The organism is Streptomyces sp. NPDC056948, assembly GCF_042674225.1.
Classification (GTDB): Bacteria; Actinomycetota; Actinomycetes; order Streptomycetales; family Streptomycetaceae; genus Streptomyces; species Streptomyces purpurascens.
The window spans coordinates 1-25,914 of record NZ_JBHUQX010000084.1; the positions used below are offsets into that span (position 1 = coordinate 1).

General features: G+C 67.6%; 27 protein-coding genes and 1 pseudogene. 5 read left to right on the plus strand and 23 right to left on the minus strand.

Annotated elements, in window-relative coordinates; genetic code table 11:
• Positions 1-49: 49 nt before the first annotated feature.
• Complete coding sequence (locus tag ACFTZL_RS13645; protein ID WP_382581237.1) at positions 50-775, minus strand: hypothetical protein; 726 nt, start codon at positions 773-775, stop codon at positions 50-52.
• Between the two features lie 141 nt (positions 776-916).
• On the opposite strand from ACFTZL_RS13645, the gene ACFTZL_RS13650 reads away from it, so the two are divergent.
• On the plus strand, positions 917-1,228 hold the full coding sequence (locus ACFTZL_RS13650; protein WP_382581239.1) for a hypothetical protein: 312 nt from the start codon (positions 917-919) through the stop codon (positions 1,226-1,228).
• Entirely contained in the window at positions 1,225-1,809 is a 585-nt protein-coding gene (locus tag ACFTZL_RS13655) for a hypothetical protein (RefSeq protein WP_382581241.1), read from the plus strand. Before ACFTZL_RS13650 ends, ACFTZL_RS13655 begins: the two co-directional genes overlap by 4 nt.
• A gap of 162 nt (positions 1,810-1,971) precedes the next feature.
• Here the strand turns inward: ACFTZL_RS13655 and ACFTZL_RS13660 are convergent, their stop codons facing one another.
• The 18 genes from ACFTZL_RS13660 to ACFTZL_RS13745 form a co-directional block, all read right to left on the minus strand.
• Positions 1,972-3,276, minus strand: coding sequence for a hypothetical protein (locus ACFTZL_RS13660; protein ID WP_382581243.1), 1,305 nt, complete (start codon positions 3,274-3,276; stop codon positions 1,972-1,974).
• A gap of 25 nt (positions 3,277-3,301) precedes the next feature.
• On the minus strand, positions 3,302-3,559 hold the full coding sequence (locus tag ACFTZL_RS13665) for a hypothetical protein (RefSeq protein WP_382581245.1): 258 nt from the start codon (positions 3,557-3,559) through the stop codon (positions 3,302-3,304).
• 178 nt (positions 3,560-3,737) lie between these two features.
• Positions 3,738-4,151: a hypothetical protein gene (locus ACFTZL_RS13670; protein WP_382581247.1), complete on the minus strand. Its 414-nt coding sequence runs from the start codon at positions 4,149-4,151 to the stop codon at positions 3,738-3,740.
• 9 nt (positions 4,152-4,160) lie between these two features.
• A complete protein-coding gene (locus ACFTZL_RS13675) occupies positions 4,161-4,364 on the minus strand; it encodes a hypothetical protein (RefSeq protein WP_382581249.1) in 204 nt (67 codons plus the stop codon).
• Between the two features lie 554 nt (positions 4,365-4,918).
• A complete protein-coding gene (locus ACFTZL_RS13680) occupies positions 4,919-5,326 on the minus strand; it encodes a hypothetical protein (RefSeq protein WP_382581251.1) in 408 nt (135 codons plus the stop codon).
• Positions 5,323-5,571 carry a hypothetical protein gene (locus tag ACFTZL_RS13685; protein ID WP_382581252.1) on the minus strand — a complete coding sequence of 83 codons (249 nt, stop codon included), beginning with the start codon at positions 5,569-5,571 and terminating at the stop codon, positions 5,323-5,325. Before ACFTZL_RS13685 ends, ACFTZL_RS13680 begins: the two co-directional genes overlap by 4 nt.
• A 9-nt stretch (positions 5,572-5,580) precedes the next feature.
• Entirely contained in the window at positions 5,581-6,234 is a 654-nt protein-coding gene (locus ACFTZL_RS13690) for a hypothetical protein (RefSeq protein WP_382581254.1), read from the minus strand.
• Entirely contained in the window at positions 6,231-6,914 is a 684-nt protein-coding gene (locus ACFTZL_RS13695) for a hypothetical protein (RefSeq protein ID WP_382581256.1), read from the minus strand. The genes ACFTZL_RS13690 and ACFTZL_RS13695 overlap by 4 nt, the downstream gene beginning before the upstream one ends.
• Positions 6,911-7,258, minus strand: a complete 348-nt coding sequence (locus ACFTZL_RS13700; protein WP_382581257.1) for a hypothetical protein — start codon at positions 7,256-7,258, stop codon at positions 6,911-6,913. Before ACFTZL_RS13700 ends, ACFTZL_RS13695 begins: the two co-directional genes overlap by 4 nt.
• A 118-nt stretch (positions 7,259-7,376) precedes the next feature.
• Positions 7,377-8,669, minus strand: coding sequence for a putative T7SS-secreted protein (locus ACFTZL_RS13705; protein ID WP_382581259.1), 1,293 nt, complete (start codon positions 8,667-8,669; stop codon positions 7,377-7,379).
• A 3-nt stretch (positions 8,670-8,672) separates the two neighbouring features.
• Positions 8,673-8,987 carry a hypothetical protein gene (locus ACFTZL_RS13710; protein ID WP_382581261.1) on the minus strand — a complete coding sequence of 105 codons (315 nt, stop codon included), beginning with the start codon at positions 8,985-8,987 and terminating at the stop codon, positions 8,673-8,675.
• Positions 8,988-9,400: 413 nt separating this feature from the next.
• Positions 9,401-10,486, minus strand: coding sequence for a hypothetical protein (locus ACFTZL_RS13715; protein ID WP_382581263.1), 1,086 nt, complete (start codon positions 10,484-10,486; stop codon positions 9,401-9,403).
• Positions 10,483-11,154 (minus strand): hypothetical protein, encoded by a 672-nt coding sequence (locus ACFTZL_RS13720; protein ID WP_382581265.1) that lies wholly within the window; start codon positions 11,152-11,154, stop codon positions 10,483-10,485. Before ACFTZL_RS13720 ends, ACFTZL_RS13715 begins: the two co-directional genes overlap by 4 nt.
• A gap of 306 nt (positions 11,155-11,460) precedes the next feature.
• Positions 11,461-12,135 carry a hypothetical protein gene (locus ACFTZL_RS13725; protein ID WP_382581267.1) on the minus strand — a complete coding sequence of 225 codons (675 nt, stop codon included), beginning with the start codon at positions 12,133-12,135 and terminating at the stop codon, positions 11,461-11,463.
• Positions 12,136-12,142: 7 nt separating this feature from the next.
• Positions 12,143-12,661 (minus strand): hypothetical protein, encoded by a 519-nt coding sequence (locus tag ACFTZL_RS13730; RefSeq protein WP_382581269.1) that lies wholly within the window; start codon positions 12,659-12,661, stop codon positions 12,143-12,145.
• A 255-nt stretch (positions 12,662-12,916) separates the two neighbouring features.
• On the minus strand, positions 12,917-13,834 hold the full coding sequence (locus ACFTZL_RS13735) for a hypothetical protein (protein WP_382581270.1): 918 nt from the start codon (positions 13,832-13,834) through the stop codon (positions 12,917-12,919).
• Between the two features lie 41 nt (positions 13,835-13,875).
• Entirely contained in the window at positions 13,876-15,111 is a 1,236-nt protein-coding gene (locus tag ACFTZL_RS13740) for an enoyl-CoA hydratase/isomerase family protein (protein WP_382581272.1), read from the minus strand.
• A gap of 1 nt (position 15,112) precedes the next feature.
• On the minus strand, positions 15,113-15,412 hold the full coding sequence (locus ACFTZL_RS13745; RefSeq protein WP_382581273.1) for a hypothetical protein: 300 nt from the start codon (positions 15,410-15,412) through the stop codon (positions 15,113-15,115).
• Between the two features lie 1,026 nt (positions 15,413-16,438).
• Between ACFTZL_RS13745 and ACFTZL_RS13750 the strand changes: the two genes are divergently transcribed.
• A complete protein-coding gene (locus tag ACFTZL_RS13750; RefSeq protein ID WP_382581275.1) occupies positions 16,439-18,364 on the plus strand; it encodes a glycosyltransferase in 1,926 nt (641 codons plus the stop codon).
• A 25-nt stretch (positions 18,365-18,389) separates the two neighbouring features.
• Positions 18,390-19,604: an LCP family protein gene (locus tag ACFTZL_RS13755; RefSeq protein WP_382581277.1), complete on the plus strand. Its 1,215-nt coding sequence runs from the start codon at positions 18,390-18,392 to the stop codon at positions 19,602-19,604.
• Here the strand turns inward: ACFTZL_RS13755 and ACFTZL_RS13760 are convergent.
• The 4 genes from ACFTZL_RS13760 to ACFTZL_RS13775 form a co-directional block, all read right to left on the minus strand.
• Complete coding sequence (locus ACFTZL_RS13760) at positions 19,601-20,797, minus strand: acyl-CoA dehydrogenase family protein (RefSeq protein WP_382581279.1); 1,197 nt, start codon at positions 20,795-20,797, stop codon at positions 19,601-19,603. The genes ACFTZL_RS13755 and ACFTZL_RS13760 overlap by 4 nt on opposite strands.
• 31 nt (positions 20,798-20,828) lie before the next feature.
• Positions 20,829-22,094 carry a hypothetical protein gene (locus tag ACFTZL_RS13765; RefSeq protein ID WP_382581281.1) on the minus strand — a complete coding sequence of 422 codons (1,266 nt, stop codon included), beginning with the start codon at positions 22,092-22,094 and terminating at the stop codon, positions 20,829-20,831.
• Positions 22,084-24,099, minus strand: a complete 2,016-nt coding sequence (locus ACFTZL_RS13770) for a hypothetical protein (RefSeq protein WP_382581283.1) — start codon at positions 24,097-24,099, stop codon at positions 22,084-22,086. Before ACFTZL_RS13770 ends, ACFTZL_RS13765 begins: the two co-directional genes overlap by 11 nt.
• 215 nt (positions 24,100-24,314) lie before the next feature.
• Positions 24,315-25,034: a hypothetical protein gene (locus ACFTZL_RS13775; RefSeq protein WP_382581284.1), complete on the minus strand. Its 720-nt coding sequence runs from the start codon at positions 25,032-25,034 to the stop codon at positions 24,315-24,317.
• Between the two features lie 442 nt (positions 25,035-25,476).
• Here ACFTZL_RS13775 and ACFTZL_RS13780 point away from each other — a divergent pair.
• Positions 25,477-25,914: pseudogene (locus tag ACFTZL_RS13780) on the plus strand (hypothetical protein); the annotation flags it as partial.

Here is a 25,914-nt window from a genome sequence, read left to right on the forward strand (position 1 = left end):
TCCGCTGCCGCCCGCACCGGGCAGGCGTCGTCCGGTCGGCCGAGACCCGTCAGCTGTCGGGGACAGGCTGCCGGAGCAGGTGCATGTGCAGCTCGCTGCGGAGCTCTTCCGTATCGACGCGCAGCCACGATCCGTCACGGAAGCGTATGAGCAGCAGCCTCGTCTCGAACTCGCCGGAGAACGGGTCGACGAGGGTTGCGTCGGAGACCGGAATCCGCGCAACGATCTGCATGCGCCTCTCCCGCCCCACGCTGACGCGCTGCGGCGGAGCCGCCAGGACGATTCCCTCCTGGGTCGCGAACAGCATGCGCTCGTGGTGGGTGGAGTGGCTGTACCAACGCAGCAGGAACTGCCCGGCGTTACCGTGCCAGTCTCCGTCGAAGACCTTGTCGAGGCCTTGTCGGGCGATGGCGGTGTCCCGGCGCCTGTCCTCCTCCTTCTTGGCCCGCCGCTGTTCCTTTTCCTCCTTCGTGTCGAGGGCTCGCTTGACGGCTTCTTCCGCCTCGGCCAGAAGACTCAAAAGCATCACGAGAGGGATGAAAGGTGCACCGAGCACCACGCCGAGCATGCCCAGCGGGGGCCGCATAGCAGGGCGGAGACGGGGGTTGCCCGCGGCCTGCAGTACGTCCGCCGGGGGCTTCGGGATCTTGTCGATCCAGCACCAGTCGCCGGCTTCGGCTTGGATGCCGAGGCGGTCCGTTGCCACGCGCTGCTTGCTCGTAGGTGTCACGTCAAGAATCTCCTCGCCGACGCGGAACAGGATTGGTGTCGGCAACGTACCGAAAGGTCGCGCACGTCGCTCGACGGGGAGGAGCGGATATCCTCGCTCACTATCCGCACTACGGGCCCTGCGCTTTTGCAGCGACATTCCTTCCTGAAGTGGATGACTACGAACAGTCCGAGAGTAAAGGCGCAAATGGCCACGGACACCGTTGAGGAAGCCCAGCATGGCGTCACGGGCAACGACGGCATAGAGGTTCGCTGGATCATGCCGGAGGGCGATGCCGGGGTGAATGAGTCTCCACGGGGCGAAGTCTCATCACGGGTGGATGTCCCGCGGGACTACAAGCTGCTGGTCCCGCGGGAGTGGTTCCGCATCGACCTCATGCAGGAGGGCTGGCGCACTCAGCTCAAGACGCTCTCCTTCTCGGCACCACTCATGGGGTTGTCCGGCCCGATGGAGCGGATGTGCGAGGCCATGGCCGGCTCGCTGCGGTGGGTGCTGTGAGCGGACGGCAGGTGCGGAAACCGGCCGAAGAGGCAGGAGCCCACGTCCGGTTCGGGGCGCGAGACGGCTTCGGTATTGCTGGGGCGATGCTCTGCCTGGTGGTCGGGGTGGGCGCAATTCTGCTGGTCATGGGCATGTGGAAGCGGTTCGCGCGCGAGACGGTGCCGACGCTGGTGGACCTGCCAGGCGGCTCTTGGGCGGTCGGTGCCGTCCTGGGCGTGATCACCGTGCTCGGAGCAACCGGAGGGTTGCGGTTCGCGGCCGGAGCCTCGGGCCGCACACGCCTGGCGCGTGGCTTGCATGCCGCGGGCACGGCGGTCTGCTGCGCGGCCGCGTTCGGGCCGCTCTTCTATCTGCTGAGTGGACTGCCCGGCAAGAACTGCCGTTTGGAGAGCTGTGCCTACATCCCCGGCACCGGCAGCGCGTTTCTGGGCTACGTCATCAGCGCCGGCCTGGTGGGCTGGCTCGTCCACCGCTGGACCAGGGCACGGGCCGAGGAAGAAGCGGCTGGGGAGCGGGTACGGGTGCGGAGGCTTCGGAAGAAGGGGAAGGGAAAGAGCCGGGCGGGGCGTCTGCGGTAGCACGAAGCCCGGCTTGGTGCTCTGCCCCCGACCAACCCGGCCCGACGGCGTGACAAGCACGCAAGTTGCTGTCGAGCACTCTTTCGCCGGCTGAAGGGCTACCGAGAAGCGGGCGGTGCGACGGCCCTGGCCGGACGCACTGCCCACCGTTCGAAGGTGTTGCTAGGCAGTCGCCACAGGCACGCCTACGTCGGCCAGGGCATCTGTGATGGCCTTGGCATCGGGCGACCGGAATTCGATCGCCTCTCCCGAGCGAAGCAGCACGTCGACCGAGGGGGGAAGCCACGCCACACCGCTGCCGACAAGGACTGCACCCTGTACTTCGGTGAGCGGCAGATCCAGGGCAGCCCCGTCCGTCCCGCGAGCCAGCAAGGCACCCCCGTCGACTGCCAGCGCCCCGGTGCGCGAAGGGCCGCGGTCCCAAGGAGAGGAGACCGCCCCGGCGGACTGGCCGTCCGGCTCCCCGAGTCCGTAGCGCACTGCGTGCACCACCGCTCCGCCGGTGAAGACCGAGGCGAGGGAACTCGCAGCGGAACCGAGTTCGGCCTGCTCGTGGCGGCGCCTACGCACGACCATGGGCACCCCCAACACGATGACCAGCAACGCCAGCAGGCCCGCTACGGCCAGACCGGAGGCGTCTTGTGGGCGTGCGACGACGAAGACCACGGTGACAATGGCAGCGGGGCTGAAGGGAGCCGCGTAGAGCAGTGCGGGATGAATTCGCGTGCCCGAGAGGTAGGTCTTCGGCGACTCGGCCGATGCTGCTTGTGCCAACTGGGCTCGGTGCAGTTCTCTCCTGCGAGCTCGGGCACGGATCACTCGTTCCCGTTCGGCCCAGCCATACCGAGCCGCATACTTCCTGATCGTGCTCCAGGCGAAGAGCCCCGCGACGACCAGGCAGGGCAACAGCCCGAGGACGGAGGGGTCGGACATTCCGGCGAGGGCAACGATCACCAAGATGAGAGCAAGGACAAGCACCAGTGCCGAATAGAAGAAGCGACCGTGTGGATACCCCTCCGTGCCGTAGCCAGTGGGGAAGTCCGAGTCATGCCCGCGGTCTGCTGCCGCCCACTGTCGAAGCAACTCAAGGCGTCGGGCCGACCGCTTGCGCAGTGCGCGGAGGATGAGCAGCGCCGGAACAGCGACGATGGCCAGCAGCACAACTCCCAGTACGACCGTCACCGCGACGTCGGTGGTGTCGCTCGACTCGGAGTCCGCGGCATCGATCACCATCGCGGGGAGCAGTCCGGCGACGAGTGTCACGACGCCGGCGCACATGAGGAAAACGAGGGCGCGGCCGCGCGAGAGGTCCTCGCGGACCAGCATGCCGAGCGTCGTCGCCTGGTCCTGCAAGCGGGAGCCGCGATCCGGCCAACGGTCCGGTGCCCCGGGAGGCTCAGGTAGTGGCGCCGCCCGGAAGAGCGAGCTGCGGGCCGAGGAGTGACCGCTGGTGGTGTTCGTCGTCATGTCCGTTCCTGTGTCGTCCGCTCATTCACTCGACGTTCGAGAGACGAACCAGCACCTGACCGGCTTGGCCGCCATTGGAGTAGTACTGGTCAGGCGTGCTGCCCGGGATCGGCACGAAGTACTCGACCCGGCGGTGAGCGACGTCGACGCCCTGGGCCGCGTCGACCGCTACATCTCGCTCCGAGCGCAGGGCGGCGGTGTCGTCGAGCTCCCGAATCTCGGCTCCGGGGGTCTCGGAGGCGAGCTCGACCAGGACCGCTTCCCGGCGGACGACCTTCCTCATCTCCTGAGTGAGCTTCAGCCGGGCCTTCGGAATGTCGTCCTTGGGGAAACCGACGGGCAGTAGCCTGACGGCCTATTGGACGACGCGGTCCATCGCCTCCTGAGTACCCGTGTGCAGTGGAATCGCGTCCCAGCCGGGCGGCGGCACCAGGTTGAAGCCATTCGGGGCCCGGCGGTGCTCAACGGTGGTCATTGCGCCCCCGCGTCGCTTCCACGGCATAGGCAACGCCTATGAAGAGCGCCCACGCCGGGGCGGCGATCATGCCCGGCCAGAAGCCGAAGAACAGCGAGGGCAGGAAGAAGCCGCCGCCCATGGCCAGATCTCGGGTGAGGTAGGGCGGACGGCCCGCATGACGGGGGTACTTCGCGAACACCCAGACGTAGTGCAGGAGGCAGCCGACGATCCCGGCCTCATAGACGTAGAGCACGTCATTCATCAGGGACTTCGGCACCAGGATCATAATTCCCAATACCGGCAGGAACAGCGGCATTCCGATGATCAGCGTCAGACGGAGCCGCCGGTTGGGGCCGGTGCCGAGTCCGGTGCGGGCGGCTTCGGCCTCGACAATGCGTTGCGCCGAATTCAGGTCCATGCTCATTCCTCACCAGTGGGTGTCGGACGCGGGCTTCAGTGTGTTTGTTTTCCAGTCCGAATACGCCGCGTTGTACGGCTTCTCGCCGGTTCCGAACTTCTCGTGGGTCAAGCTTGTCAGGTCGCTCTTCCCCAACGCCTTGTCCGCGGCGGCCCCCGCAGCCTCCGGGAAGGCAGTGTTGTTCGCCTGCAGCATCTTCGCGATGCCGGGCATTTTCCTTGTCACCGAGGTGCACCAGCGTCGACAACGGGCTGAACCTCAGCAGCCCCTTGGCGACCAGGCTGACGTTCTGGGAGATGGACTTGCGCATCGCGCTACGGGCCGCTCCGAGGGTGACCATGACGTGTAGTAGCCGGAACTCCTTGAGGCTTGGCCTGCCCCGGCGGCACCTACTTGTCGAAGCTGTCGTGATCTCGACCGGACTGCGTAGGACAGAGAGCACGACCAGCCACAAGCGAGATCTCTGCCTGGTGGTCGGCATGGGCATCTGGAAGCAGTTCGTTAGCGAGACATTCCCGGCGCTGGCGGACTTGCCCGGGTGTTCGGGGCGTCCTCGGGGTGATCACCTCGCTCGGAGCAACCGGTGGGTTGTGGAGTGCTTCTGGAAATTCGGGCCGGACACACTCATGCAGGTCACTCTGGACTTGGATTGAGCCAGATGCTGCGGGCGAGGCGTCGAATATGCCCATGTTCGCCGTCAGCCAGTCGCGTTCCGTTGACACCGTGCGCACGGTCGCGTAGACCTCGTGCTCCTCCGACCACCAGCCCTAGTTGAGGGAGACGTACACGCCGTTGTCGCCGAAATAGCGAAGACAACGCAGCCCTCGCCCCAGGCGGTCGGAAGGGAACTCCGAGACGTCGGGCCGGCGAACAGGGTGGTCACCCGTTGCCTGAACCATCATGCGGAGTTCCGTCTCCCGGTCCTTGCCCTCCGACTGCCCGGCGAGAGCGTAGAAAGGTTGCGGAACCCGGCCGGGGGCACCGCCGTAGACGAAGGCCTGGTGCGCCGGAACGTTCGGGAGCGGATGGGTCTCGGCCAGTTGCAGAAAGTGATCGGCGATCGCATGCCGCTTGGGCCGCCACCACCGCTTGTGGCGTTTGATGAACGATCTCCCCGCACGTGACAGCCCACTCCACCACTCGGTCGGGTCGGCCTCGAACTCGAAGAAGATCACGTGTGGTCAGGGGGCCGATCACTCGAATCGTCGGACGGAGTGCCGAACGACACCGTTTCCAGGATGGAAGCCGTCATGTCGCAGAATTCCCCCCAGTACTCCATGGCGGCCGTATCCAGGGTGAAGACCGCGATGAATCGGGCGTCCGGGAAGGGGAGGAAGACCTGGGTCTGGCCGGTGAGGAGTTTTGCTTCTTCGCTGGTCGAGGTGAGCCCCGCGCCAACGCACGATGCGGCCGCCGGCATCCGCCAGGATCATGAGGGCTTCCAGGCATCCGCTTCGTCATCCGGGCTGATCCGGATGGTGCGGGCGAATTCGTCGACATCGTCGAGAGCCCGGAGGATCCGGCCGGCGTCGGGATCGGCCAGGATGATCAGGACGTCCGCGGCTTCAGTGCCCTTCTCGTAGCGCCAGGCGTAACGGAGGCCGACGTGTACCTCGTTGCTGTCCTCGTCCTGGTAGTAGCGCAGCACCCGCAAGCCGGTTCCCAGATGCGGGGAGTCGAAGTCCTCGACAATGGGGGGCTCGACGGCGTAGCTCGCATCGGCGTGGGTCAGCTCACGAAGTGCCTTTCTCTGGTCCTCGCCCTCCTCGATCTCCACCAGGTCGACGTACGCAGGAAGCGGGATGTCTCGTGGGTGCGGGAGATGGAGGAAGACCTCGAAGTCCGGAAAGGCTGCAGGGGCCCGGATGGCGTACATCAACAGGATGTTGGTCAGCAGGTCCACTTCGCCCGGTTTCGGCTTCTCCGATGCGAAATCCTCCCAGAGCCCCTCGGCGAAGTAGCGTGCCCACGCCTCAGGCGTTTGTGCCTCCTCGACGCCCTCAAGGCCCGGTTCCGGCCACAAGAGCGGGATGCGGATCCAAGGGGACAACTCCATGGCGTGCTTGACGTTGAGCCAGCTCACTCATAACTCCATTTGAACGTGCCGACCACCGCGTCGAACAACTCGACCAAGGCGTCGGTAAATTCACTGTTGATATCGCCGTCACCCGGTGTGGAGAAGTTGATGCTGATCCAGCGACCGGGATCGTCCGCCACGGGGAGCACATACTCGACCCGCCGCGTCGGCAGGGCGGTTTGCTGTACGGCTTCAGGGGCGGAACTCAGCTTTTCCTCGTCAGGGGTGGAGCGGTAGGAGCGGCGGAGTGCGGGTGCTCCTGCCACGTCAACCTTCGTCGCCGTTCCGCCGGGGACATCCTCGTCGGCCAGTTGAGCGATCACCGCCTGTGGCGGAACCGCATGGTGTTGGCCGATCGGCATCTCGGCAACGATGAAAGAGGCCATGAGGAAGATTCCTCCGCGCGGGAGCGCCGGAAGGTAGAGGTCAAGGCCGCCGTTTCTCCTGGCCGCACGGGCCTGCTTCTCCAACTGGCGACGCATGTCCAGCCGGAAGCGCATCGCATCATCCCGGGGAATGCCTTCCGGGACTTGCCCCATGTGTGAGAAGAGGAGGTTCTCGAGTGTTTCCTTCGTGCCTTCGCGCAGGGGGATGCGGACCCAGCCGGGTGGCAGGACGAGCTCATAGCCGCGGGGAGCGGTCACCTCGACGGAGGGTGGCTGTTGCTCTGTATCGGACGTGCTCACGCGCGGGCCTGCTTCTTGAGCTGTCGGTCGGCGACGAGGATCGTCAGGGAGGAGAGCACCGAAATCACGGCCAGCCAGCTGTAGCCGATGGCCGCGAATACGTTCGGGATCAGGAACAGGCAGGAAACAATCTTGATTACCTGGGAGAAGTTGGCACCCTTCCGCGGGTCACGGATCAGCTCTCGGTTCTTGATGAACAGGAGCAGCATCAGAACAGGTGTAATCATCATCGGCCAAGCTGCGTAGCCTTTGGTGAGCCAGTCCATCCCCCCGTACTTGCTTCCGAGGTCTTGGAAGGCGAAACAGAGGATCGGCACCAAAGTGAACGCGGCAAGGAATTTCATGGCCCGTGACTCTTCTGGGCTTTTCGCCGGGACAGTTGCCACTCTCTCTCACTCCGAAAAATTGGATTCAAATCTTGCTGTGCTTGATTACTGTCGGTCGAATCTTATGCAGGGTTTTTCACCAGCGACTCCCGACTTCACGCGTCAGGACATCCTTGGCGTCTCCATACGCGTCCCCGCCAAGTTTTTCACCGGCCTTGTCTCCGAGGTCTACGAAGGTGGCTGCTCCGTAGTTCAAGCGGAAATTCCTTGCGGCCTTGTCCATTGCGTCGGCCGCCTCCCGTACGCTGGCATTCCCGCCGAATTCGGCCCGCATCGTCTTAGCGAACTTGGATGCGCTGGCGACCTCCGCTTCGCCGCTCAGCAGACGGTCCAGTCGGTTCGTCCCGGGCCGTGTTTCCTTGGCCCCGATCTGGCGCAGCGCATCCTTCGCGCGCACTGCTTTCGCTCCGCGGGCCGAGTCGGTGCCGTATCGCATAATGTTCTTGTCGAGCAACTTGCGCAGATTCGAGTACCGCTGGAACCGTCCCGCCCTACTGGCGGCCTTGAGCGATGTCGCTGCGGCCTTCACGCCCTTCATTGCGATGCTGCCGAATCCCAGCGTCGCCAGCGCGAAGACGTCCATGGCGACATCCGTCCAACTTCCGTCACCGGAGAGAGCCAACAGCGTGTGCCCGACGCCGACGAGCGCCGTGAGGCTGAGGGTGGTCACCATGATGGCGGTCGCCAGCCATCCGACCGGCGTGAAGAGGAGGGCGATGACCCCGATGATGGTCGCTGCCCAGCTCAGGATTTCAACGACGGTTTTGATCGTTTCCGCATGCTTGTGCACCCAGTCCTTGAAGTCCTCCCACTTGCTGTCCTTGATGATGTCCGAGATGTCTTCGTCGATCTTCTCGGCGTAATGCTGGGCGCGGGAGTCGCGGTCGGAGATGACCTGGTTGAGCTGCTTGTGGTACGGCGCCAAGTGGCTGTTGGGGTCGGACTCCTCCGACGCCTTCTTCTCGCCGTCCTTCTTGGCCTCGGCTTCCTTCTTCTTCACCTCGGCAGCGTGTTCCTCGTCGGCCTTCTTCGCGGCTCGGAGGACGCCGTCGGCCCGCTCCTGGAAGCCCTCCAGCTCGTTGGCCCAACTGCCGAGGTCGCCGACCACGCGTTCGTAGCGGCCCGCCGTCTCGCGGAAGCGCTTTTCGAGGTCGCCGGACTTCTCGCGGATCTTGTCGGCGTACTTGCCCTGCAGCGCGTCGCCGTCAGCGGCCTTGCGTAGGATGCCGGCCTGGTCCCGGAGGGTCGAGGCGAGATCCTTCATCCTGCGGACCTCGTCGCGGATGTCCTCCGGATCGCCGGGAATCGGGTCCTTCTCCGCCAGCGGATGCCAGTCGACCGGCCGGCGCCTTCCCTTACCTGCACCCATTGGTCAATTTCCCCCTTTTTTTCCGCGCTTCTTCTCGCTCGCGTTCTTGAGATCGAGGTCCAGTTTCTCGAAGCTCGTGAGTGAGGTCTCTACTTGCTTGCTCAAGTCCTCGACGTTTTCGAGGAGTTCACGCCGATAGTTGTCCCAGTTGCTGACGAACTCGTCCATCTTTCCGGCGATGCTGCTATGGCCCCAGATGTCATGTATGTCGGCGCGGTGTTTGTCGATGCCATTGAGGGCTCTCTTGATGTCCCTCAGGTTTGTCTTCGAAGACTCCAGAAGTTTGTAGTCGACTACCAGGCGGTCGTGCTCCCCCATGGGCCCCTCCGTTAACACTTACGTGGTCAGCATGCTCCCGTTGGGCTCGCCCCACCGGCACGGTTACGCAAGGCTGGCTGTCAACGATTGACGGCGCCGCGCCGGTCGCACCGTAAGCGCCCGAACCTCTGGTGCCGCATGCCCATGTCCCATCCTTCGGAATGTGCGCCCCGGGACCAGTCGGTGGAAGCTTGCCGAATCGATGTCCCATCGTACGGACGTGGCTGCTGGTGCCAGTGGCCTGGCCACGGGGTCTTCACATCTATGAGCGGCGGTTGAGTGTCGCCGGGGCGGAGGCCGCACCGCCTTGCGCAGCGCCTGGTGAGCAGGAGCGGTCACGCGGGTGAAGCACCTGCTTCACGGTGACGAGGAATCGCCGGACCAACCGGTACTTCTTCTCACGTTCGGTTTCTTCACCTGTTGACGGCCTGGATCTCCTGGACCGTGATGTCCTGGTCGTTGCCGAAGGTGCCGTTCGGGAGGTCGTCGCCGGCGCCGCCCGTTCCGGTCCAGGTGATCTCCCACGTGATGGTGGCCTGGAGCTTGAAGGTGCCGTTGCCGGAGGAGCGGAGGTACTTGACCCCGCAGGGCGGTGTCTCGTTGGCCTTGCCCTTGGCGTAGGGCTCGCCGATGGAGTCGTCGGCGTTGATGGTGCACTCGCCGGAGGCCGGGTAGATCTCGGCGTCCTCGGTGCCCGGCTCCAGCTTGAGGGACACCGGCTTTGCGGTTGTGGTGGCCTGGATGTTGAAGCCGGGGACGTTGAGGGCCGCCGTGGCCTGGACCTCGTCGAAGACGGCCTGGTCGAGCCAGGCCCAGGTCGGCAGGTTCACCTTGGTGTTGGCCTCGGGGGCGAGGGTGACCTCGGTGTCGGGGAGCTCCATGTGCTGGTAGGCGAGCGCGGCGAGGATCTCCGGGGTTATGGCCTCTTCGTACCGGGCCGGAGGGGCATCGCCGTTTTCGACCCAGAAGGGGAGGTCCGTGCACGAGGAACGCTTGAGGTAGTCCGGCTCGTTGGGGTTCTCGACGCCGGCCCAGAACATTCCCTTGCCGTCGTTCTTGACGTTGTAGTCCTTGTAGCCCGGTGCTCCGGTCCAGCCGAACTCGTCCTCGTAGTGGCGCTTCGTCTCGCCGATTGCCGCACCCGCGGTCCCGGTCATTCCGGGTGTGTTCAGCTGGCCCTCGATGTGCTTGGACATCTCCTTCTTGAAGTCCTTGGCGCCGAGGTAGGGGGCGTACCAGCAGGGAGGTGGTGTCCAGTTGACGTCCGAGGAGGTCACGTTTCCGGTGCCGCCGCCTTTGGCGACGGATCCGGAGTACTGGATTCGGGCGGCGGCGTAGATTCCTTTGCCGTCGCCCCCGCCTGACTGTTCTGTGTTGGAGCCCTGGGCGTTGCCCGGCAGTTCTCCCGCGTAGGCAGGTTCCTCCAATGTGAGGACACCCAGGGCCAGAGTCAGGGCAGCCGTGGTGGTGCTGAGGGCCGTGCGCCGTGACTTGTTCACCGGCACTTCGCCGCCTTTGTTTCGACGAACACCTTGGAGGCCTGCCACAGGCCGTCTCCGGTGGGGTGCTTGACCATGATGATCTTGAAGTAGTCGAAGTCCGTGATGCTGGGCTCGCCCTTCAGGACCTTTCCGGTCTTGACCTCTTCGGAGTAGAACTTGCTTGAGTCCACGCAGGAGGCGACCTCTACCGAGTTGCCGTTCGGCGCGGACCGAGTGGTGGCCTGGTAGTGGCGTCGTGTGCCGTTTGCCGTCCAGCCGCCTTCGAGCCTGGCTTCGATCTGCGTCGTCGCGTACTTCAGCCCGTCGCCGGTGGCGTACGCGGTCACCGCCGCGTCCTTGGTGGTCCGCTTGTCGATGCCCCGATAGATGGCACGGAAGAAGTTCGCGGCATCATCCATCGCAGCCGCTTCGTTCTTGTCCTTCGGCTTGTCCCAGTCGAAGACCAGGTCCATGTCCTTCGGCAGGGACACGTCCACGCCGTCCGGCTTGTCCGCTGCCGGTGCTCCCGAGGGCGATGCCGACTCCTTCGGAGTCTTCGCTCCCTGGTCAGCCCCGGCGATCTTGTCGTTGTCGCTGGACTTGTCGTCCCCGCTACCGCAGGCCGTCAACAGCAGTGCTGCCGTCGCTGCCAACGCGGCAGCAACGGGCAATGGGCGGCGCTTCACAGTGGCTCCCCGTGAGAGACAGAAGTTCAGTAGGCGCTCTGACGGTACCGGTGAGGTTTTCGGTTTCACCAGCGTGAACTTTCGCGAGAACAGACGCAATCCGGGATGTATCGGGCTCTCGGGAAGCGGGCTGTGTCCTGATCGTGCCCAAACAGGTGACTGCGCCGAATTCCACCGTGTGCGGCGCGCACGCCGTGCTGTTGACGGGTTGCGATTCGCTAGTGCGGTGCCCTGCGTCTGAGCAGCTGCGGTCTGCGGCCAGCACCAGGAGGCGGCTTCGCCGGGACGGGCCACCGCGGTGCTCCGCTAGCGCTGGGCCGTCGTCGACTGGCCTCGCTCAGGAACAGTGCTGCCGCTGAGGAGTTCGACCAGCTCGGTGGTGTGGGTGGAGAGGCGCGTGGTGAGCCGTGCCCAGGAGCCGTCCTGGAAGGTGAGCCGGAAGTCCCTGCGGCCGAGGCTGAATTGTTTGACGGTCGCCTCGGCGACGTTGTCGAGCGGTGTCTCCCAGAGTGTCCTGCCGGACTCGACGACGAAAAGGCGTCCGGGGGTCAACACGATCTCGGTGACGCAGCGCGGCGGACGTCGGGAAGGGTCGAGTTGCCAGGGCAGGGCGCGGGCGGTGTCGCCGGGGTCGGCCCACATGACCGGGAAGTCGTCGACTTCGTTCTCCTGTTCCTCCAGCTTCCCGCGGCCCGGTTCGGGGTCGGTCGTGCTGCCTCCGAGGAGGTCACCGAGGATGCCCCAGGCGATGACGAACGGGGCGGAGACGGCGTCGCGCGCGTACACGCCGATCTTGCCGGGGAGGCGGCGGACCGAGAAGGTGCTGCTGCCCTCCGGCCAGCCGGGGAGCTCGGGTTCGATGTCGTGACGGCGGCGGTCGCGGAAGGAGCGGCGGCCGTCCACGGAGGCGGCGGTGCCGGTCGCGAAGGAGACCGGGTAACGCCCCAGCAGTGTCTCGTCGGGTTCCGGATGACAGTCCACAGGGCTCCTAATCGGCAGACGGTGTCTCGGACAGCGCATCAGCCGGATCGATGAAGGAAACCGTTTGTAGCACTGCTTCCATCAATTCGCAGAACTGCTGCCAGTGGTCGACGTATGCCGTCAAGAGCGTGAAGACCGCTGTGAACGGCCCAGTGGGGAATGGGATGTGCACCTGAAGCTGAGCAGTGACGAGATCCTTCGCCTCACCGTCTGCCGATATTTCGGGGTTGACCTGGAACTGGCGCCAAGTGGCGCAGGCCACCGCCGGCCCGCACGGCAGGTCGAGCCAGTGGACGTCGTTGTACTGGTCCTTGGAGAGGGTCGCGAGGATGCCCTGAGCCACGACATCCGTGTCCGCTTCGGCATGGTCCGTCGGGACAGCGGCCAGAGTGAAGGCGCACTGGGCAGCACCATCGGAGAGATCGTGTCTGACCACGTCGCCTTGCGGGGTGTGCTCCTCCTCGGAGGTGGAGAACAAGCCCAGCGCCGCGTAGGACACCCCGGTGTCCACCAGGAGCTCCGCCACTCCCGCGTAGTAGGGGGAGGCGGGACTCCATATGTTCTCGTCCCCGCGCGAGTACAGATCACGTACGAAGGAGTCGGCGCGCTGTGACCGTTCTTCAGGGGTGGCAGCGAGCGGGAGGGTGAAGAAACCTTCGGGGGTGAGGAACCAGACGGGGGGTGGGTCGCTCGGCGGAGCCGGTGGTAGAAGCGGTGCCGTGGAATCAGGTGCGGGTGTCATTGCGTCGGAGGCCGTTCCAGATGAGATGAGGAGATGAGGTCAGAAGTCCTCGGGGAGGTAGTCGCCGATGTCGACCCTTGTCCCGTCGGGTTCCATGGTGATGTTCACCTCCGAGGCTCCGAACACAGATGTGTACCTGCTCGGGAGCAGGATCTCGACCCGAATGCGACCGGTCGGGTTTCGCGTGATGATGGGAGGCACGGACGCCGGCATCTCTTTCTCGGCGGCGAAGTCCAATACGGTGGCTCGCTGTGGCGGCGTCAGGGACTCAAGAACAATCAGCTCACGTGGGGGAGTCAGACAGCGAGTGAGCTTTCGGCGTGCCTTGCAGTGCAGTCTGCACCACGAGCCGTCCACGAAGGTGACCTTGAAGTCTTCGCCGTCCTTGAAATTCTTGAGTTCTACGCTGCCGACGTCGGAGCGAGGGCATTCCCAGATCACGTTGTCGTCGATGCGCTCCATGTCCTTCTTGTCGAAGGGCAGGTGAACGATGACAAGCCGGCGGTCGGTGACGATCAGATGCGTGAAATGGTGCTTCTGATCCGCTCGGCCGGGATCCAGTTGCCACGGCAGGGTGCGGGCGATTGTCCCCGGCCCGGCCCACATGACCGGGAAGTCGTCGACCTCGTCCGCCGGGTCGTCGGGGGTGTCGGAGCCCTCGTCGCCAGATTTGCCGCCGCCACTGAGGTTGCCGCCGGCTGCGCTGAGGAAGGCCATGACCGCGACGCCCGCCGCCGTCGCGGCGCCTCTCAGCGACTTGTCGGCGACCGCGCCGCTCGTGGAGCGGGGTGTGTAGGAAGGCCCCTCGGGCCAGCCCGGCAGCTCGTGCTGAACGTCCTTGCGCTCAAGGTCACGGAACCAGCGCATGCCCCTGACAGGGGCGGCAGCGCCTGTGGCGAACGTGACCGGAGCGCGGGCGAGCAGCGTCTCCCCGGGATCGGGCTGCCAGATGTTCATTGCGGTGCGGCCTTCCTCACGTGAAGCACTTGGTTCTGCGACTAATCACCGGACAGCGCCTGGCCTATGTGTGTACCGACCTTCGGTGCGATCTTGAAACCACCGTCGATCGCCCTGCCAAGGCCACTGATCGGATCCATGTTTCCCTTGAGCAGCGTGTTGATCCCCTTTGTGCCCAGCCACTGCCCTTCTTGGTATCCGGCACTCACGAGACCGCCCGCGCGGGACATCAAATTACTGCTTGCATGTGAGACCTGATAGGCATGCTCTGACACGCCTCCGATCTTTATCAAGCCAGCTTTCCCGAACCCCTTCGAGAGATCTTCTGAAGCCTTCCCGAAGGAAAGCAGGACCTTGGAGGGGCCGATGTCCTTGTACTTGAATCCCTTCCCGAGCAGCTTCGATGTGGCCTTGGCGGCATCCAGAGCCTCGTCCGCCGTCTTGCCGACCACCTTGACACCCTTGCCGAACATGCCGATGCCCGGCATCAGGCCCAGCGCGTCCAATCCGAGCGTCGCCCAGCTCACATCCGCACCGGCGGCCTTGGCCACACCGTGTGTCGCCAGCGTCAGGCCCGCGCCGATGAGTGCGGCAGTGCCGAAGATGGCCGCGAGGGGCGGGAACGGGAGGGTGACGATGGCCAGCAGTCCGAGGACCGCGGTGATGTCGCTCAGCACGTCACCGATGGCCTTGATCAGGTCGGCGTGCTCCTTGAGCCAGTCGCCGGTGGCGTCCCATGCGTCCGCGATGCCGCTGCCCAGCTTCTCCCAGAAGCCCGGCTCGTCGGGGGCGATGTCCGCGGCCTTGTCCAGCTCCTTGCTGATCTTCGCCGCGGCCTGCTTGTAGCGGTCCTCGAGCTCATGGACCTTCTGGATGAGGCCGGTGACATCGCCGGAGGCCTTGCCGTACTCGTCGGTGCCTTCCTTGGCCTCGGCCTTGGCGTCGAGTTTCTCCCCGGCCTTCTTCTCCAGCCGGTCCGTCTCGTCCTGGAAGTCCTGGAGGTCGTTGGCCCAGCGGTGCAGTGCACGGGATGCCTTGTCGAAGGACTCGTGGCTCGTGCGGATGAGCGGGGTGACGTCCTGGCCTATGTACTCGGTGAAGGCGACAGCGGTCTTGCCCTTCCAGGCGCCGCACTCTATTCGCTCCAACTCACGTACTGCCGTGCCCAGTTCGCTCGCCAGCTTGCCCAGCCGTTTGGCGAGTTCCCGGGTGTCCTCCACGCTTCCGGGAGTGGGGTCCCAACCGATGTTGGGGAGGGAGGGGCGCTGACCAGCCACGCTACTTGCCCTTCTTCTTGGCCTTGAGCGACTGGGCCAGCTCCAGGTCAAGACCGTCGAACGTCTCGCCGATCTTGTTGATCATCTTTACCGCGCCGTGGGTGTGCTTGCCGAGCTGCTTGATGCCGTAGCCCCAGTCATCGGCGAAGTCCTGGACATCCTCGATGAGTTGGCTCTCACCGACAGCCGAGGCGTCCGCGCCTCGGAGGTCGCGGCGGGCATCCTCCATGCGGTCGCTGATGGAGGAGAAGGTCTTCTTCAAGTGCTCGAATATGGTGTCTTCGAGGCGCAGATCGCTCATCTTGAAATCAGTCTCTGTCGGTGGGCGGTGGCCTGCGGAGTGCCGGACCCCGCCTGTGCCAAATCAGCGGTCGCCGGCTGTGAGCGCCTGGAGGGTGAGGTCGCGGTCGCTGTCGATGGGTCCGCGGGCCGGGCCCTCGCGAAGGACGCGCGGCAGACACGGTGGCGGACACGGTGGCGTGCGGAGTGGATGGCGGCGCTTCAAGTGACTCCCCCGAGTAGCAAGAAAGATCTGCCAGGTACGCCGACCGTAGCTGCTGGGTTCCTGGGTTCGCCAGTGCGAACTTCTCCATGGAATCGGGCGATTCCTCCGCCTGAGGATGAGGTTCGGAGTGTGTGTATATCCGCGCGCCCTTCCCAGGAGGTGGGGTGGGTGAACGTTTGACGAGGGCGGGCGGTCGCCATCGTGACGACACCTTCACAAAGGCTGTGCGAGCGCATCAGCCCTGTTGGGCGTCTGGATGGGCGGCTTCCCCGCATGGATCGCCGTTGTCGCGCCGACGATCTGCTCCTGCGGGTGAGCGCCGTGCTGCCTCTGCGCCGGAGGGTGGCCGCGGCTCGCCTCGTTGCTGCTGTCTCCCTCTCCGTGTCTGGTTGCAGCAGTGACGCACGACCTGTAGTCGGCAGCCGGCGATCAGTGCCCGCGCGAAGACGAAGGAGTCTGTGAAGCTCACCGTTCCGCCCATACGCCCCCTCCTCCGAAACTACACTCGCGCCCCATGCGTAACTCCCGCACCGTGCAAGCGAAGTCAGCGCCCCTTTCGTGCGGAAGGCTCCCTGGCACGCTCCAAAGGAGACGGCTCGTGGGAGGCGGGGTGTGGGCCGCGCCCGGGGGCGGTGACGCACCCTGAGCCCCGCCAAGGGCAAGGCCAAGGCCCGGGCCCGTCACAAGCAGTCGCGTGATCCCCGGGCGCACTGGCTGCTCCTGGCCCTCACCCTCCCCCTCGTCTTCGCCTTCCTGATCTTCGAAGGCTGGACCCAGCACGAGGTCGACGCCGCGAAGACGCGGTCGCCCTGTGCCTCGCCCGTGCCCGATGCCGTAGCGAAGGGCGGGCCCGTGATCGGGATCAACCGGGACGGGATCCGGACCGGGGCGATGCCCGCCCGGACCGTGGCGCTCACCTTCGACGGGGGGCCCGACCCCGTGTGGACCCCGCGGTTGCTGGATCTGCTCCGCAGGAACAACGCGCGTGCCACCTTCTTCGTGCACGGGGCCCAGGCCGCCCGGCATCCCGAGCTCGTACGGCGGATCCGCGCCGAGGGGCATGAGATCGGGTCCAACACGTATACCGGGGCCGTGCTGGGGGAGTCGTCCGCGCCCCGTTTCGAGGCCGAGCTCGAACTGACCCAGAGTGCCCTGGCCGGGACCACCGGGCAGCGGACCAATCTGCTGCGGATGCCGCGGACGACGACCCCCGACACGCTGTGCGGCCGGGAGTGGGACGCGGCGCGGCGGGCCACCGGGTACGGGTACGTGCTCGTCTCCGCCGACAAGGGCGCGCGGAAGCCGGCGCAGGGGATCGTCCGGCAGTTGAGCCAGACGGAGAGCGCCTACGCGGAGGCGCGCAGGCTGCTGAAGAACCGGGGCGTCGACCGGTTCACCACCGTGTCCGACGGGCTCGGGCTCGTTCCGTACAATTCCGCCTCCTTCGTCGAGCGGTGGTCGGGGGAGGGACTGATCTGGATCACGCGGATCGGTCAGGTCTTCTCCACCGCCATGATCTGGATCCTCGGTGTCGCCGGTGGGCTCGGCGTGCTGCGGCTGTTGCTGCTGGCCCTGTTCGCGCGGGCGCATGTGCGCCGGCTTGAGCGGTTCCGGACCGGGGCGCCCTGGATGCGCGACACGTCCGGGCCGGTGACCGTGCTCGTCCCGGCGTACAACGAGGAGGCCGGGATCGGGTCGACCCTGCGGTCGCTGCTCGACTCCAGCCATCGGGAGCTGCAGGTCGTCGTGATCGACGACGGGTCGAGCGACCGGACCGCCGACATCGCCGAGAACATGGGTGACGCCAGGGTGGAGGTGGTGCGGCAGCCCAACTCCGGCAAGGCCGCCGCCCTCAACACCGGGCTCGCGCACGCCCGGTACGACATCGTCGTGATGGTCGACGCCGACACCGTCTTCGAGCCCGACGCCATCGAGCGGATCGTCCAGCCGCTCGCGCATCCCGCCGTGGGCGCCGTCAGCGGCAACACCAAGGTCGGCAACCGGCGCACCCTGCTGGGCAGATGGCAGCACCTCGAGTACGTCTTCGGCTTCAACCTCGACCGGCGCATGTTCGAGGTGCTGGAGTGCATGCCGACCGTCCCGGGCGCCATCGGGGCGTTCCGCCGGGACGCGGTGATCGGCGTCGGCGGGGTCAGCGAGGACACCCTCGCCGAGGACACCGACCTGACGATGGCCCTGTGGCGGGCCGGCTGGCGGGTGCTGTACGAGGAGTCCGCCGTCGCCTGGACCGAAGTGCCCACCAGCGTCAGGCAGTTGTGGCGGCAGCGCTACCGGTGGTGCTACGGCACGCTCCAGGCGATGTGGAAGCACCGCGGGGCGCTCTTCGGCAGGGGGCCCGCCGGGCGGTTCGGGCGGCGCGGGCTGACCTACCTCGCGCTCTTCCAGGTCGCCCTGCCGCTGCTCGCGCCCGTCATCGACGTCTACGCCCTGTACGGCGTGCTGTTCCGCGACCCGGTGGAGTCGGCCGCGGTGTGGTTCGCCTTCTTCGGCGTGCAGATCGTCTGCTCCGGCTACGCGCTCAGACTCGACGGCGAGCCGGTGCGCGCCCTGTGGTCGATGCCGTTCCAGATCGTCGTCTACCGGCAGTTGATGTATCTCGTCGTCATCCAGTCGCTGGTCGCGCTGCTGGTCGGCAGCCGGCTCAGGTGGCAGCGGATGCAGCGCTCGGGCACGGCCGCTGAACAGATCGGTGGGCCCGTTCCGTATAAGGGCGTGCCGATGCGCTGACACCCACAGCACCTTCGAGGGGCCGATGAGCGACTGGACCGACCATCCGGGGGACCACCGGGCGGGGCAGGACCCGAGAAGGGTCCCGCCCTCGTCCCCGATGGTGCCCCCGCCCTCGATCCGTACCGCCCCCCTGCCCGGCATGTCCTCGTCGGCCGCGCCCGGCCGCTACGACAGCAACGTCGAGGAGCGTGGCCGAGGGAGCGAGCGTGGCCGAAGAGGCGGCAACGGAAACCCCGGCAGCAGAACCCCCCGCCGCCGGGCCGGACGCAGCCGCCGCTTCGTGCGCACGGCCGCCGTCCTGTCCACCGTCCTGACGCTCGCCGGCGCCGGTACGTACGTCTGGGCCGACACCCGGCTCAACCAGCAGGTCGACCTCGCGGCGCTCAGCGGCCGGGTGCCGCCCGGCGAGGGCACCAACTACCTGGTCGTGGGCTCCGACAGTCGCGACGGCCTCTCGGAGCGGGACAAGAAGGACCTCAACACCGGCTCGACCGACGGCCGCCGCACCGACTCGGTGATCCTGCTGCACACCGGGGCGAACGGCACCACCATGCTCAGCCTGCCGCGCGACTCCTGGGTGACCCTCCCGCCCTACGTCGATCCCGACACCGGCAGGAGCTACCGGGCCACGCCGAACAAACTGAACGCCGCGTTCTCGCTGGGCGGCCCCGACCTGCTCGTGCAGACCGTGGAACGCAACACCGGTGTGCACATCGACCACTACGCGGAGATCGGCTTCGCCGGCTTCGTGGGGGTGGTGGACGCGGTCGGCGGCGTCGACATGTGCCTGGACAAGGCCGTACGGGACAAGGACTCCGGCGCCGATCTGCAGGCCGGCTGCCAGACCCTGGACGGCTCCGAGGCCCTGGCCTTCGTACGGCAGCGCAAGCAGGAGGCCCAGGGCGACCTGGGGCGCACCCGCAACCAGCAGAAGTTCCTCGCCGCCCTGGCCGACAAAGCGGCGACCCCGTCCACCCTCGCCGACCCGTCCAAGTCCTTCCCGACCCTGAACGCCGGCCTCGAGACGCTCATCGTGGACGAGGGCACGGAACTGCCCGACCTCATGAAGCTGTTCGAGGCCATGAAGAAGGCCACGGCCGGCGGAGGCAGCCAGCTCAACGTACCCGTGGCCGACCCGGACCTGCGGACCTCCAAGGGCAGCGCGGTGAAGTGGGACGACCGGCGGGCCCGCGCCCTGTTCACGGCGATACGGGAGGATCAGCCGCCGAGCGGTTAGATGAACGGCGTCCCCGGCTCCAGCCCCGCCAGCACCCTGCCGTACAGCTCCAGGTTGGTCGCCGGGTGGACGAACGCGTGCAGGTTCAGCGCCCGCAGATCGCGCACGGCCCGCTGGATCGGCACCTCCTCGTGGAGGGAGGAGGCGCCCGAGGCCGAGCCGAGCAGGTCGGCGGCCTCCAGACAGAGCCGCGCCACATAGCCGCTGCGCGCCCGGACCCCGGCCCGTTCCTCGGTCGTGTACGGCTCCCCGCTCGCCGCCCGCGACTGGAGCAGCGTGACGATCTCGTCGGTCAGATGCTCGGCGCAGGAGATCTTCAACGCCGCCTCGGCCGTCTGCAGATGCGTGACGGGCGCCTCGTTCTGCCGCTCGTAGAAGGTGTACGTGATGCCCCGCCGGTGGATCCGCTGGCGGAACTCCGCCAGTGCCGAGCGGGCGAGGCCGAGGGCGTTCGGGGTCGCCCAGGCGCAGAACATCAGCAGCACCGGCACCCGGTAGAACGGGTCGTCGGCGTTGGTCTTCGACGGGAACTCACCGCCGAGCAGCGGGGCGACCGGCAGCACCCGGTGAGCCGGTACGACGACATCGCGCGCCACGACACTGTTGCTGCCGCTGCCCGCGAGCCCCGACACCCGCCAGTCGTCGAGGATCTCCAGCTCGGCCACGGGCACGGCGGTCCACACCGACTCGGGCCGCCCCTCGACCCGGGCGGTCAGCAGATGCCAGTCGGCGTCCCGGCAGCCGGTGGCGAAGGGCGAGGTCCCGTTGACCACATAGCCGCCGTCGCCCGTCGGGACCGCCGTCGCGCTCGGGACCAGGCTGCCGCCGACGCGCACGTCGGGGCTGGTGAAGATCTCGTCCTGCGCCTCGTCCGGGAAGAGGGCGGCGACGTACGCGCAACCGGCCTGGATCAGCGTCATGAAACCGGCCGAACCGCACGCGGCGGAGAGCTCCGCCAGCGCGTCGACCTGGGTCCGCAGGCCGCTCTGGTAACCGCCGTACCGCCGGGGCACGTTCATCCGCTGGATCCCGGTCCCGGTCAGCGCCTCCACGACCTCCCGTGTCACCCGCCGCTCCCGCTCGGTCCGCAGGGCGTGCCCGCGGATGAGGGGCCCGAGCTCGCGGACGCGCTCGACCAGGCCGGTGTCGGTGGGAGGTACAGGCAGAACGGTGTCTCGCGTGCCCGAAGTCATGGCTGCACCGTGGCCTCCCCCGGGCCCGGTGTCAACGGGCCCTGATCCTCCGGGAGTTGATCCCGGCCAGCGGCGCCCTCAGTGAGCCGTACCCCGTCGCGGCCCACACGCTCCGCTCGGCCGGGAGCTCGAAGTAGGGGACGGTTCGGCCGTCCTCGTCCGTGTCGGTGAGGACCTCCGGGGCGTGGCGGTCCCGCAGGGCGTCCGCGCACTGTCGGCACACCGCCACGTCCAGGCGGTCCCGGCGGCCGAGCGGACGCCAGTCGGTGCGGAGGGCGGCGCGGCCGTGCAGGGGGTGGAAGAAGCAGAGGGGGAGGGCCGTGTCGTCCGTGCCGGTCAGGGCGTCCTGCCCCTCTTGGGCCAGGGCCAGGACGCCCGCCAGGTCCGGCAGGCCCCGGGCCTCGTCGAGGACCGTGCCGGCGGCGGCGTACGCGTCGAGGGCGTTCTGGAGCCCTGGTGTCGTGGAGAGGTCGGCGGCCTGGGTGGCCTCGCCGAGCGCCAGCACCTCCGCCTCCGCCCGGCGCCGCAGCTCCGCCTCGTCGGCCGCGCGGGCCGTCGCGAACACGAGCTGCGGCACGGCCGGAGCCGTCTTGCGGGAACGGATGCCGCCGCGGGCCGCGAGGGCGGCCAGGGCCAGGGCCGGTACGCCGACGAGCAGCCACCAGGCGGAGCCGACCGAGTACGACGCGGCCGAGGACGCCGCCGAGCCGCCTGGGTCCGAGGTGGCGGAGGGCGATGCCGAGCCGTCCAGGTCCTTCGTCGCCTCCTCGTACCGCTGGGTGCCCTTCCCCTCCGCCACCAGCTCCACGGCCTTGCCGGTCAGGTCGGCGAGTCCCGCGTCCCGCGTCTCGTCCAGGAAGCCGGCGGCGGCCACGGCGTCCCGGGTCTGGTGGGTGTCGGCGGGCCACTCGTAGCCGTTCAGGGAGTCCGCGAAGTCGCCGTCCGTCGTGATGAGGACGAGCTCGCGCCGGTCCGGGAGCCGGTCGCGGACCGTCCCGGCCAGGACGCCGGAGTCTCCGTCGAAGGCGTCGCCCTTGGTGAGGGGCGTGAGCACGACCTTGATCGGCAGGCCCGTCCGGCGGATCTGCTGCGCCAACTGCCGTTGCCGGGAGGGCGGTACGGCATCGGCGTACGCCTCGTCGACGTAGACGGGGGACGTGCGCAACGCGTCCGCGATGCGCTGCCCGGCGCTCGGGCCCTCGCCGTCCGCCGCCCACGCGGGACTCGCTGTGGTGGTCAGCGCCGCCAGCAGCAGCGCTGTGAGGACGGTGATCACGCGCTTGACGTCAGTGGACACCTGCGGTCTCCCTCACCTTGTCGATCAGCCGGGCGATTCCGTGGGGTACGGCGGTCAGAGGGCCGTCGGTCGCGTCGTAGTAGGGCACGCGGCTGTTGCCGAGGGAGGGGTCGGGCAGCTTCAGCAACCTGCCCGGGATGCCTCCCGGTTCGGCGATCGCCGTGTCGCGGCAGGGCTCGCAGACCGGGAGCATCCGTCTGCTGTTGCCCTGCGCCGATACGCGGACGTGGTGGCGCGTGACGGCGGGCCCGTGCAGGGGGTTGATGCCGCAGCACAGGTCGTCCGTGTCGCCGGCGAGTGCGGCACGGCCCGCCCGCGCGAGCACGATGACGGCGACCAGGGTCGCGGGGTCCGTGCCCGCTGCCCGGGCGCGGTCGGGGTCGCCGTCGATCAGGAGCATCGCCGCGTCGAGGTGGTCCCACGCGCGGGTGCGGTCGTCGGGGTCGGTGAACTCGCCGGTGAGTGTGGTGAGTTCGGTGTACGCGGTGCGCCGGAGGTAGGAGGCCGACGGCTCGGTGGGGGCCGTGAAGGGCAGGAGGTGGGTGGGCTCGGGCGCGGGATCGCGGCGCCGCAGCAGCCGGCCGGCGATCCACGTCGTGCCCGCCATCACACCGGACAGCAGGAGTGCCGCGAAGGCGCCCACGAACAGACCCGGCCAGAAGTCGGTGGCGAACAGGGGCGGAAGGGCGTACTCCTCGTCGGCCTTCGGGGCGGCGGCCGGCGTGGACTCGAAGCCTGGACGGTCCGTGCGCGGGGCCTTGTCGAGGAAGGTCATCAGCGTGTCGAGGCGCTCGCCGAGGAGATGGTCGTCGGCCTCGTCCGCCTTGCTGTCGCCGAACGTGACCGCGTCCGGCAGGTCGAGGGACAGACGGTCGGAGTCGATGCGCAGGCCGTAGTTGTAGACGTCGATGGTGCCGTCGTCCGGGTCGGCCACGATGTACAGCCCGTCCTGGTGCGACTCGGCGTGCACGGCGGCGGCGAACAGCCACGAGTCGCCGGCCGATTCGCTCGCGGGCGTCTGCGGCACGAGGGAGACGTACACCGGGCCGCCGCCGTCGGAACGCCGGAAGTCGCGGATCCGGTCGTGCAGCCGGTCCAGTTGACGGGAGTCGAGGACCCTGGGGCTCTCCGGGTCGGCGTAGACGGGGTCCTTCTTCAGGCCCGCCGCGACGCGGTCGACCCGGGCGGACAGGTCGGCGGGGGTGGGCGGCTCCGCCGCGCTCGACCTGGTCTGGTCGAAGACGACGGGGGCGGTGAGGGCGATGGCGGCGGCGGTGACGACGGCCGCGCCGGGGACGACCCACCGGGGGAAGCGCCTGCCGGCCCCGGAGCGACGGCGGCGGCGTCCCGCGTACCCGGCCACCAGGAGGATCAGCAGGGGCACGCCGGTGAGCAGGATGCCCGTGACGAACGACTGGTTGCGGCGGTCGGACGGGCCGATGTACATCTCGGCGGGCTCGTCGTCCCGGTACGTCTCACGTGCCGCCTCGGCCCGCGCCGTGGCCTTCTCACCGCCTTGGGCGATGACGTCGACGAAACGCTCGAAGCTGCGCAACGGGCCCGCGTCGTACGGCAGTTCATACATCGCGACGGTCGAGGCGGCCTCGGCCGGTACGCGCACGCCGTAGGCCGTGGCCTCCGCGACCGCGCTGTCGTCGACCAGGACGTACAACCCGTCCCGTCCGAGCCGGTCGTGCACCGCGCCGAGCAGTTGCCTGCCGTCCGTACTGCTCTGGGAAGGCAGGACCAGGACATACGTCGGGACGCCGGTCTTCTTCGCGAGCCTGGCGAAGTCGGGGGCGGTGGAGCGCGAGATCTCACGGGGGAGTTGGTCGGTGACGTGGACCGGGTTCTCGCGGAGGCGGTCGGCGAGGTAGGCGGCCTGCGTGACGGGCGTGGTCTCCGCCGCTCGGGCCGGGGTGGCGGTTGCGAAGAAGGCCGTTACGGCGCAGAGCGCGAGCAGCAGCCGCAGGACACGAAGCCGGTCGCTGTCCCACGCCGCCATCCGTGCTGCGTATGCCCTGTTTGTCGCGACTGCTCTCACCGGTATGCCCCCCGCGTTCCGATCGCTGTCCGCCCGGCACTCTACTCGGGGCTTCGCGAGTGCTAAAGGTCGCCGGTACCCCGGCGGGGCCCCGGCAGGATCGGTGAACACCGGCTGGTGGAAGGAGGGGTGGGGGGTTGCCGGGGCTGGGCGCGGAGGGAGCGGAACCCGGTGCTTCAGCCCAGCTTCGCGTTCTGGGCCTTCACCACCGTCGCCGGGAGCTTCGCGTCGCCCGGCCTCTCCTGGACCATGGCCATGCCGTCGACGGAGAAGTAGACGGCGAGGACGTCACCCTTGCGGACGGCCTGGGCGTGCATGGTGTGGGTGATCCCCTTGAGGGTCGTCGTGGAGCGGAAGGCCAGTGACTCGTCACCACCCTCGGCCACCGGCTTCTCGGTGGTGACGGAGTCGTACGGGGCCGTGCCCTTCGCCTTCGCCGTGAAGCCGCCGCCGCACGAGTCGACACCCTTGGCCAGCCCGGCGAAGGCGGACTCGGCCTTGCCGGGCGCGTACGCCGTGAGCGTGATGTACGTGAACTCGCTGCCCTCCAGGACGGAGTGGGTCAGGTCGCCCTGCGGCTCGCCGAGGGGCAACTGGTTCATCGCGTAGACCAGCGGTGCGCAGGCCGGCTTGTCGACCGTGACGTCGTCCGGGGACTGGGCGAAGGCGTACTCGTTGTCCTTCCCGGAGGCGGGCTTCACGGCGAGCCCCGGCACGTCCTTCTTCGTGATCATGAGCTTCGCCAGCCGCTCGGCCGGAGTCACCTGCTTCGTCCGGGACGCGGTGGGCCCGGGCTCACCGGTCGCCGGATCCGATTCGGCGCCCCCGCCGCACGCCGTGAGCGCGGCGAGGGAGAGCAGGGACAGGGTGGAGGCGGCGAGCGCGGCCCGCTTCATGGAGGACTCCTCGTGGGGGGACAGGCCGACGATCATGGCACGGCGAAATCCCGCCTCACGTGAGTGAATCGTGTGGGCCTCATGGCCGAGGCGTGACGAAAGGGCTGGTGGTCGTGCGTCCGTCGGTCCGGGGCGGATTCGCTGCCGCACAGGGAACGGCCCGTCGGGGTGCCGCCATCAACGGGTTTGTCCAGGCCGGAAGTTGCAGATGGATAACGGTGCGCGCCGTGAGGTTCAGGACGTAGGACGCGCCTTGAGGGGCTTATGTGCGGCTGATACGGTGCGATGGCTTGACACTCACCCCCAGTGCTGGCTATTCGCCCAGGTAGGGCGGGTACGTCCGGCCCGTCCCGCAGTCTTCGTGCGGAGCAGGCGCGGGTGAAGTGTCCAATTTTGAAGTCAAATTGACAGACATCATCTTGGGTGTACGGGGAGCGGTTGCGTGAAGATCCAAGAGCGTACGGGGGCGGGCGCAGGTCGTTCCGCCTCTCCGGCTCAGCCGTCGGTCGGCGACCGCCTTCCCGCACCACCTCGCGAGCGCAAACCGGCACTTGCCGCGCTCGCGGTGCTGCTCATCCTGGTGGGTGCGCTGGGCGCGACGATGCTCGTGCTGCAGGCCGGTGACCGGGTCGAGGTCGTCAAGGTGACGAAGGAGATCCAGGCCGGCGAGTCCGTCGGCGACAACGTCACCTCGGTGATGGTCGCCGCCGACGACAGCATCAACTACATCAAGTGGGACCAGCTGAGCACCCTCAAGTCCCTCAAGGCCAAGAGCACGATCTACCCCGAGACGATCGTGATGGGCCAGATGTTCGCCGAGAAGGCCAGCCTGCCCGCAGGCAAGGCCTCCGTCGGTCTCGCCCTCAAGGAGGGTCAGTAC